Annotated in this window: 9 protein-coding genes; 5 read left to right on the top strand and 4 right to left on the bottom strand. The window is 65.9% G+C overall.

All coding sequences use genetic code 11. The features are described 5' to 3' along the window. Positions 1–200: 200 nt before the first annotated feature. Entirely contained in the window at positions 201–1,166 is a 966-nt protein-coding gene (locus SP6_RS01460) for an acyltransferase family protein (RefSeq protein WP_042468349.1), read from the top strand. Between the two features lie 3 nt (positions 1,167–1,169). On the opposite strand, the gene SP6_RS01455 is transcribed toward SP6_RS01460, so the two are convergent. Both SP6_RS01455 and SP6_RS01450 read right to left on the bottom strand, forming a co-directional pair. After that, entirely contained in the window at positions 1,170–1,832 is a 663-nt protein-coding gene (locus SP6_RS01455) for a hypothetical protein (RefSeq protein WP_035386723.1), read from the bottom strand. Next, positions 1,829–3,049, bottom strand: a complete 1,221-nt coding sequence (locus tag SP6_RS01450; protein ID WP_035386722.1) for a TIGR04063 family PEP-CTERM/XrtA system glycosyltransferase — start codon at positions 3,047–3,049, stop codon at positions 1,829–1,831. The genes SP6_RS01455 and SP6_RS01450 overlap by 4 nt, the downstream gene beginning before the upstream one ends. Positions 3,050–3,140: 91 nt before the next feature. On the opposite strand from SP6_RS01450, the gene SP6_RS21175 reads away from it, so the two are divergent. Both SP6_RS21175 and SP6_RS01445 read left to right on the top strand, forming a co-directional pair. Next, entirely contained in the window at positions 3,141–3,278 is a 138-nt protein-coding gene (locus SP6_RS21175; protein ID WP_016510707.1) for a hypothetical protein, read from the top strand. Further along, positions 3,271–4,638, top strand: coding sequence for a putative O-glycosylation ligase, exosortase A system-associated (locus tag SP6_RS01445; protein WP_016510706.1), 1,368 nt, complete (start codon positions 3,271–3,273; stop codon positions 4,636–4,638). Before SP6_RS21175 ends, SP6_RS01445 begins: the two co-directional genes overlap by 8 nt. A gap of 156 nt (positions 4,639–4,794) precedes the next feature. Here the strand turns inward: SP6_RS01445 and SP6_RS01440 are convergent, their stop codons facing one another. Beyond that, the gene (locus SP6_RS01440) at positions 4,795–5,724 is read right to left on the bottom strand and encodes a right-handed parallel beta-helix repeat-containing protein (protein WP_035386721.1); all 930 of its coding nucleotides are present in this window, start codon (positions 5,722–5,724) and stop codon (positions 4,795–4,797) included. 86 nt (positions 5,725–5,810) lie between these two features. After that, entirely contained in the window at positions 5,811–6,383 is a 573-nt protein-coding gene (locus SP6_RS01435) for a type 1 glutamine amidotransferase domain-containing protein (RefSeq protein ID WP_035386720.1), read from the bottom strand. Positions 6,384–6,503: 120 nt separating this feature from the next. On the opposite strand from SP6_RS01435, the gene SP6_RS01430 reads away from it, so the two are divergent. After that, entirely contained in the window at positions 6,504–7,505 is a 1,002-nt protein-coding gene (locus tag SP6_RS01430) for a DNA topoisomerase IB (RefSeq protein ID WP_016510713.1), read from the top strand. Between the two features lie 24 nt (positions 7,506–7,529). Next, complete coding sequence (locus tag SP6_RS01425; protein ID WP_016510712.1) at positions 7,530–8,702, top strand: mechanosensitive ion channel family protein; 1,173 nt, start codon at positions 7,530–7,532, stop codon at positions 8,700–8,702. Positions 8,703–8,791 lie beyond the last annotated feature (89 nt).

The raw sequence follows: 8,791 nt of genomic DNA, 5'->3' as shown, positions 1-8,791 counted from the left end.
CCCTGCAAGGGGAGGAAGAGCTGACCTGGAAAAGGGCGGTAGGATTTCGGTCCCGCCGCCCTTTTCATGTCATGCTGGCACAATGCCGCCGCGCCATGACTTACGCTCCGGCGATGAACCGCCTAGCCTTGACCATGGGGCTGGGGGGCGTGACATGATATCGGGGACGGGACGGCACAGGCTGGCGGGGATCGAGGGCGTTGCGCGGGGTCGCCGCCATCGCCGTCCTCCTCTGCCATGCCGCCACCCATGTAGACCTCGCCTTCGGCACGCCGACCCTGCGCGCGGTGATGCGGCCTGGGCATAATGGCGTCGACCTATTCTTCGTGCTCAGCGGGTTCCTGCTCCTGCTGATCCATCACCGCGATATCGGGCGACCGCGCAGCGTCACCCGATATGCGTGGCGGCGGGTGAGGCGCATCTATCCCGTCTATTGGCTGGCGTTGGCCTGCACGATCGCCGTCACCTTGGCGGGCGGCCATGGCTGGCCCGCGCCCGGGCGAGTAATCCTCTCGATCCTGTTATGGCCGAGGACCACCCCGCCGCTGCATCCATTGGCCTGGACGCTTCAATATGAGGTGCTGTTCTACCTCTTCTTCGCGCTTCTGCTGCTTCACCGTATCCTGGGTCTGGTGACGATCGCGCTCTGGCTGCTCGCCATCCTGACGGCGCAGTTCGTCCCGCTCGGCGGCGGACTGGCGACCAATATCTTCGCCATCGAATTTTTCTTCGGCATGGGCACGGCGCATATCCTGCGCATTCGCCGCCCCGGACCTCGCCTAGCCGCTTGGGTCGCCGCCGTCGGCGCCACGGCCTTCCTGAGCGCATGGGCGCTGGAAGCGGCGGGTTTGCTCTATGGCTATGGGTTCACCGCACGGCTGCTCTATGGCCTGTCCGCCGCCGCGCTGATCGGCGGAGCGGCGGGAAGCGAGGGTCTGGTCCGCTGGCCCCGCGCGCTGATCGGCATCGGCCAGGCGTCCTATGCTATTTATCTGTTCCACCTGATCGGGATCGGGGTCGCCTGGCAGATCGGCCTGCGACTGGGCGTCGCACTGCCGCCCCTGATCTGGTTCGTCCTGCTGACGATCGCCGGCGCCTTGCTCGGCGGGATGGTCCATCTTGCGATCGAACGCCCGCTGATCGCCTGGATGCGGCGGCGCGGCTGACGGTCAGCTGGGCCGCTTCGCCTTACGCAGCGCGGTGTCGCGTTCCAGCCGGTCGAGCAGCGATTCGATCGAATCATTCTGCGGATCGGGTGGGGGCAGCTTGGCTCCCTTGTCCAGCGCGTCCGGCTCGTTCATCGGCGCGATCGGCATCGGGGCCGGCTCGCGCGGGACTGCCCGCATCGCGGCCGGGTCGAACGCGGCCAGCGGCTGATCGAGATCGGCGGGCAAGGTCCGCTCGACCTCTTCCTCCTCCTCGACCGGTGGCGGCGGCGGAGCACCGAGTTCGGCAGCGTGCAACGGACGGCGCGGGGGCGCGTCGGGATGACGGTCCGAGCGGCGAACGGCGGGGACATAGTCCGCCTCGTCCTCCGCCACGGCCGGCGCACGCCCGGCGAGCAGTCCGCCTGGCCCCCAGAGGAGATAGGCCGCCGCCCAGATCACCGCACCTGCCCCGATGCCGGCGCCAAAGGCGAGCAGCAACCGCGCCTTGGTACCCAGCGGCGGCTGCGCGGCGGACAGGATATCCGCCAGTCCCAATTGCGTGACCAGCATCTCCAGCCGCCAGACCGGTGCGATCAGGAAGAGGAAGGCAATCAACACGCCGACCGCCCCGCCGGCCAAGGCGGGGAGAAAGCGATGAGGAGAGGGCGTAGCGGTAAAGGTCATGAGCGTTTCGTCGCGGCCTTTGCTACCAGCTGCTGGTAAACAGGTTCGTAACGCCGAATATTGGACGCCCAATTCCGTTCGGCTTCAACGAATTCGCGCCCCGCCACCCTTCGGTCCTCCCATATCCCCCGGTTCGCCAACAGCGCGGCCAGTGCGTCGGCCAGCGCATCGGGATCGTCGGGCGGGAACAGGGTGCCGGTCACGCCGTCGTGAATCAACTCGCGGTGCCCCCCGACATCGGAGGCCGCGACCAGCCGACGCTGCGCCATCGCCTCCAGCGGTTTAAGCGGCGTGACGAGATCGGTCAGCCGCATCTTCTTGCGCGGATAGGCGAGTATGTCGACCAGGCCATAATAGCGCTCCACCTCCTGATGGGGCACGCGCCCGATGAAGTGAATCGCCTTCGCGACGGGCGAGGCCTGGGCCTGCGCGCGCAGCGCCGCCTCCATCGGGCCGCCACCGACCAGCAGCAGCCGCGCCGCGGGTCGCGCCGCCACCAGACGCGGCATGGCGGCGATCAGATCGTCCAGCCCTTCATAATCATAAAAGCTGCCGATGAAGCCGATCACCTCGGCCTGATCCAACCCTAGGTCCCGCGCCAGCGCTTCGTCGCGGGCGGGTGGCTGGCCGAACAGGGTCAGGTCGACGCCATTGGGCGACACGACGATCTTGTCGGCCGCGATCCCCCGCGCGATCAGATCGCCGCGCAAGCCTTCACAGATCACCGCCACCGCATCGGCCCGCGCACAGGCCCAGCTTTCGAGCGCACGGGTGGCGCGGTAGCGGGTGCTCCCTTCCGTGCCCGTGCCATTGCCGACCGCCGCATCCTCCCAAAAGGCGCGAATCTCGTAAACCAGCGGCAACCCGCGCTTCCGCGCCACCATCCAGGCGGCCAGCGCATCGAGCACCGGCGAATGGGCGTGCAGGATATCGGGGCGAAACGCATCGACCGCCGCCGTGATCGCGCGGACATGCGCGGCGAGCCCCCTCGCCTCGCCCACCAGTCCCTTTGGTGCGCCGTCCCGGGCGGTAGGCGTGCGATAAAAGGTCAGGCCGTCGATCGTCTCGCAATCGCTCGCCGAAACACCTTGGCGCGGTCCGGTGACCGCCGCCACGGCATGCCCCTGGGCCTCTTGCGCCTTCAGGATGGCGCGCGTGCGGAACGTATATCCGCTTTGCAGCGGCAGGCCATGGTCGAGAACATGCAGGATGCGCATAGGTGACGCCTGTCATGCCAGCCCTTAACGCCGCGTCAACCGGCGGATTATAAGCGGGATTGTGCCGCTTGATAGGAATAGGGAGGGGCAGATGATCGACGGCTTTGTCCTGCTCCTGACCCATGGCCTGATGCTGATCGCCGCCTGGCGTCTGCTCGGGCGACGCGATCTCGACAATGAGGCGGCCGATCCGCGTGCCGGACAGAAGGGGCGCCGGCCCGATGCGTGACCTGTTCCTGATCGGATTTCTGTTCAGCCTGTTCGCCATGGGGTTGCGACGGCCGTTCCTGCTGGTCCTCGCCTATATCTATATCGACATCGTCTCGCCACAGCGGCTGACCTATTATCTGCTCAACGCCGTGCCGATCTCGCTGATCGCGGTGGTATCGGCGGTCGCGGCCTGGGCCTTGGTCGACGACAAGCGCGACAGCCGCTTCACCGTGCGGCAGGGCGCGATCCTGATGCTGCTGGTCTATTGCGGCCTCACCACTTTTTTCGGCGCGGACTTCCCAGTGGAGGCGTTGCAGAAATGGGATTGGGTCTGGAAGGCGCTGGCCTTTGCCGTCTTCCTGCCGCTGACCCTTCGCACGCGCCTGCGGATCGAGGCGCTGCTGCTGTTCATGATCCTCTCGCTGGCCTCGATCGTGATCGTCGGCGGGATCAAGACGCTGTTCTCCGGCGGTGGTTACGGCGAGCTGAACCTGATGGTGACCAACAATACCGGTCTCTACGAAGGCAGCATCATCTCTGCCGTCGCCATCTCGGCGATCCCGGTCATCCTGTGGCTGGGCGCGCATGGCACCATCTTTCCGCCCGACTGGCGGGTGCGGATCTTCTCCTATGCGCTGGTCTTTGCCTGTCTGCTGATCCCGATCGGCACCTCGGCCCGGACGGGGCTGCTCTGCATCGGATTGCTCGCGATCCTGATGCTGCGCGATGTGAAGCGGCGTTTCCTCTATATCGGGATGCTGGGCGCGGCCGTCATGATCGCCATCCCCCTGCTCCCCTCCTCCTATACCCAGCGAATGGACACCATCCGCACCTATCAGGGCGACGAGTCCGCCTCGACCCGGCTTGCGGTGTGGAAATGGACGCTTGCCTATGTCGGCTCCCATCCGTTCGGGGGCGGCTTCAACGCCTATCTGCAGAATTCGCTGAGCTATGAGCTGACCTCGGTCGAGGGCAGCGCGCATGATTCGACCATCGAGAAGCGGCGGGCAACCGACCGGGGTCGCGCCTATCACTCCAGCTATTTCGAGATGCTGGGCGAGCAGGGCTGGCCCGGGCTGATCCTGTGGCTGGGGATTAATCTGGCCGGCCTGTTCCGTATGGAGGCGCTACGCCGCCGCTACCGCGCCGCCGACGATCCACTCCATTGGGGTGGCACGCTGGCCGGGGCGCTTCAGCATGCGCAGCTCATTTATCTGCTAGGCGGTGCGTTCGTCGGCATCGCCTTCAATCCCTTCCTCTATCAGTTGATGGCGGCGCAGATCGGCCTCGATACCTATCTGTCACGCCGGACGCGCGAGGCGCGGACACGACAGATGCAGCGCCGGGCGGATGTACCGCGCGGGTCGCAGGCGGCGTAACGCCAGTCTTTTCCTCCCCTGTAAGGGGAGGTAGCAGGGCGAAGCCCTGACGGAGGGATGTCGCGCTATCGAGAGGGGGACACCCCTCCACCAGCTTCGCTGGTCCCCCCCCCCCTTACAGGGGAGGAATCAGGGGCTAACCCGACTAGGCAACTCTTACATCCAGCGCCGCGCGGTGGGGGTGATGCCGGGGGCCAGGATATTGCCGCGCAGGACGATCGGCTCGCCCGCCCAATTGCCCACGAACACCGGCTTGTAATCCGCCCCCGGTGCCAGCCGTGCGCGGTTGTTCTCGACCACCAGCCCCGACGAGTCGTTCTTGGCCCCCTCCGGCGCGACAGTGATCAGCGTCGAGTGATTGTCCTTGTCGCGGCCATCGACGAACTCATTGCCCGCGATCCGTCCCTTCGCGCCGTTGGACAGATCGATCATATAGTTGGTCATATGGCCTTGGCTGTCATCGAAGCTGCTGTCGAGTATCTCGACCATCGGCGCGCGGCTCTTGACGTAATGGCCGCCCTGCCCGCGCTCGAAACGACAGGCGGTGACGCGCAAGGCGCGATAGCGACCCATATAGATGCCGTGTGCGCCATTGCCGGTCGGGTCATGGCCCAGCCCCGAAAAGGTCGAATGATCGACCGTCACCGTGGAGGCTGGATCGTCGGCCGACAGGATGCCCGACTGGCTATCGAGGAACATCGCGTTGCTGACGCTGAGCGGACCCTTCTCGATGCGGATACCGGCGCCATTGCCATCACCCACCTCGATATGGCTGAAGACGATCCCCTGCACCTGCGCCCCCCTTCCGCGCAGCACGAGCGCCGCCTTTCCTTCGCACGCGATGCGGGTGAAGATCGTCTTGCCCGGCTCGACCGCGACATAGCTGATCCGCCCGGCGCTCTGCACCGCGCATTCGCGATAGGTGCCCGGCGCGATGCGGATCACCCCCTCGCCATCGCCGATCGCATTCACCGCATCCTGCAACGCGCCGAAGCCGCGCGCGCCGACCATGAAGGGCTGCGCAATCCCCTGCGCCAGCGCGACGCCGGAAGTCAGACCGAGAAAGAGCAGCGGAACCAGACGCATAAGGCGATCCTGAAAAAGCGAGCGGGCGCCGCATCCTGCCACGCGCGGTGGCGAGATGCGACGCCCGTCATTGTCCCGTGACGGGATCAGGCCTCTTCGGTCTCTTCCTCGTCGGCCAGTTCCTCCTCCAGCGCGGTCAGGATCGCCTGGTTGAAGGCGGGGATATCGTCGGGCTTGCGGCTGGTGATCAGATTGCCGTCGACGACCACCTCTTCATCGACCACCTCGGCGCCCGCATTGGACAGGTCGGTGCGGATCGACGGAAAGCTGGTCAGGCGGCGGCCATCGACCACATCCGCTTCGGCCAGCAGCCAGGGGCCGTGGCAGATGGCGGCGACGATCTTGTCGTCCTCCATGAACTCGGTGACGATCTCGACCGCGCGCTCGTTCAGGCGCAGCTTGTCGGGGTTGCAGGTGCCGCCGGGGATGACCAGCGCGTCATAATCGTCGGTATCGACCTCGTCGACGGTCAGGTCGGGGGTCGCGGTCTCCGCCTTGTTGATGTCGCCTTCCATGCCCTGAATCGGATCGGACTTGAGCGAGGCGAGCGTCACCTTCGCGCCCGCTTCTTCCAGCGCCTGGCGGGGCTTGAACAGTTCGACGGTCTCGAAGCCGTCGGCGGCGAGCATCAGGACGCGTGCCTGGGAAAGATCGGCCATGATCGAATACTCCTGTCGGGAAATGCCTGGGGGTGGCCCGATCAGAACCCGCGACCGCATCGGCCGTTCCGGAACGAAGCGACCAGCGACGCATTTGCAGAGGTGACCCGAGGGAGTGCGATGGCAAGCCGATTAATCTATTGCGATGACACGAAACCCGGCATCACCCGGAGCAAGATCCGCGGCAAATGGGCCTATTGGAGCCCCGAGGGCGAGCGCATTACCGACCGGGATGAAATCGACCGGCTGAACCGCATCGGCCTGCCCCCCGCGTACAAGGATGCCTGGTTCTGTCCCCGCGCCAATGGCCATATCCAGGCGGTCGGCTGGGACGAGAAGGGCCGCAAGCAATATCGCTATCACGCCGATTTCCGCGAGGCGCAGGACGCCGCCAAATATGAGCGCTGCGCCGCGTTCGGCCATGCCCTCCCCGCCCTGCGCAAGCGCGTCGAAGCCGATCTGAAGAAGCGCGGCCTGTGCAAGGAGCGCGCGGTGGCCGCCGTCGTCCGGCTGCTCGACAATGGGCATCTGCGGGTCGGTAACGAGGCCTATGCCGCGACCAATAAGAGTTTCGGCGCGACGACACTGCGCAAGCGCCACGGCCAGGTCAAGGGTACGACGCTGCGGCTGCGCTATCGCGGCAAGTCGGGCAAGATGCGCGACCTGACGCTGACCGACCGTTCGCTCGCCAGCTTCGTCAAGCGGTGCCAGGATCTGGACGAACAGCATCTCTTCGCCTGGGTCGATGAGGACGGTGAGGCGAACCCCGTCTCCTCCTCCGATGTCAACGCCTATATCCGCGAGGCGACGGGTTGCGACTTCACCGCCAAGCATTTCCGCACCTGGGCCGCCAGCGTCGCCGCGTTCGAGGCCCTGGCGCTGGCCGAAGCCGACCTCAGCCTGAAGGCGATGCTGGAACCCGTGGTCGAAAAGCTGGGCAACACGCCCGCCATCGCCCGCAAATCCTATGTCCACCCCTCGCTGATCGCGCTCGTCAAGGACGGGCAAGCCGCGTTCCGCAAAGCGCTTCGCCTACCCCGTGCCCGCGCCGGGCTGAGCCGCGTCGAATGCGGGCTGATCGCGTTTCTCGAAGCCGGAACCCCGGCGACCCAGGCGGCCTGACCGCCCATCATTTCAGGAGTCCCCATGGCGACGAGCAATACTTCGCCCAAGGCACCGATCTTTGACGGTTCACGCATTCCCGATCAGGTCGAGAACATCGTCAACGCCACCTCCTGGTGGGTACAGCATTATTGGCTGAAGGTGTTGATCGCCATCGGCTTCGGCGCGGTCATCGTGCTGGCGCTGCTCTGGGTCCGCAAGCTGGGCGACAAGCTGTGCAGCCGTCCCGGTTTCGCGGGCGGCTGGGGCGTGATCTTGGGCCATGCCATCGCGCGGACGAACCTGTTCTTCATCGTCACCCTCGCCGCGCAACTGGTCGCGGGCTATGCCGGCGCGCCGGGCGAGGTCGCCAAGACGATCAGCTTCCTCTTCACCGTCGCCAGCGTGTTCCAGGCGGCGATCTGGGCCCGCGAACTGATCCTCGGCACGATCGAGCATCGCACCCAGTCCGAACATTATTCGGGCGAGGCGCTGCTCTCGGCGATGGGGCTGATCCGGTTGCTGGTGACGGCGGTGCTGTTCGCCATCGCACTGGTGGTGGTGCTCGACAATCTGGGCGTCAACGTCACCGGTCTCGTCGCCGGTCTGGGCGTCGGCGGCATCGCCATCGGTCTAGCCGCGCAGGGCATTTTCGGCGATCTGTTCGCCGCGCTCGCCATCATCTTCGACCGGCCGTTCCGGCGCGGCGACAAGATCAGCTATGGCAACACCAGCGGCGTGATCGAGTCGATCGGCCTGAAATCCACCCGCATCCGCGCCTTTACCGGCGAGTTGCGGATCATTTCCAACCGGCAACTGCTCGACAAGGAAATCCAGAACACCACGGTGCGCAACCATGTCCGCCTGTCGTTCATGATCGGTGTCGCCTATGAAACCCCTGCCGATACGCTGGCCCGCCTGCCCGCGATCCTGACCGAGATCGTCGAAGGCGAAGGCGGTACGGTCGCCCGCGCCGGATTCGAGAATTTCGGCGCGTCGAGCCTGGACTTCGCGCTGCAATTCGACGTGCCCGGCGACGACTGGGCCACCGCGCACGATACGCGCAACCGGGTGCTGGTGAGCCTGATGAAGCGGTTCGCGGCGGAGGGGATCAGCATCCCCTATCCGACCCAGACCACCTACACCGCCGCGCCCGATGGGACGCTCGTCATGCCCTATCCCCAGGTCCAGCCGGTCGAGGTGCATCGGGCAAACTAATCCTCCCCTTTAAGGGGAGGTGGCAGTCCGAAGGACTGACGGAGGGGTGTCACGGCCAGCGGGGACACCCCTCCACCATGCTTCGCATG

The sequence above is a fragment of the Sphingomonas paucimobilis NBRC 13935 genome (genome assembly GCF_000739895.2).
GTDB classification, from domain to species: domain Bacteria; phylum Pseudomonadota; class Alphaproteobacteria; order Sphingomonadales; family Sphingomonadaceae; genus Sphingomonas; species Sphingomonas paucimobilis.
The sequence above is the reverse complement of the archived record's forward strand: the minus strand, read 5'-3'. Positions and strand labels throughout refer to the sequence as shown.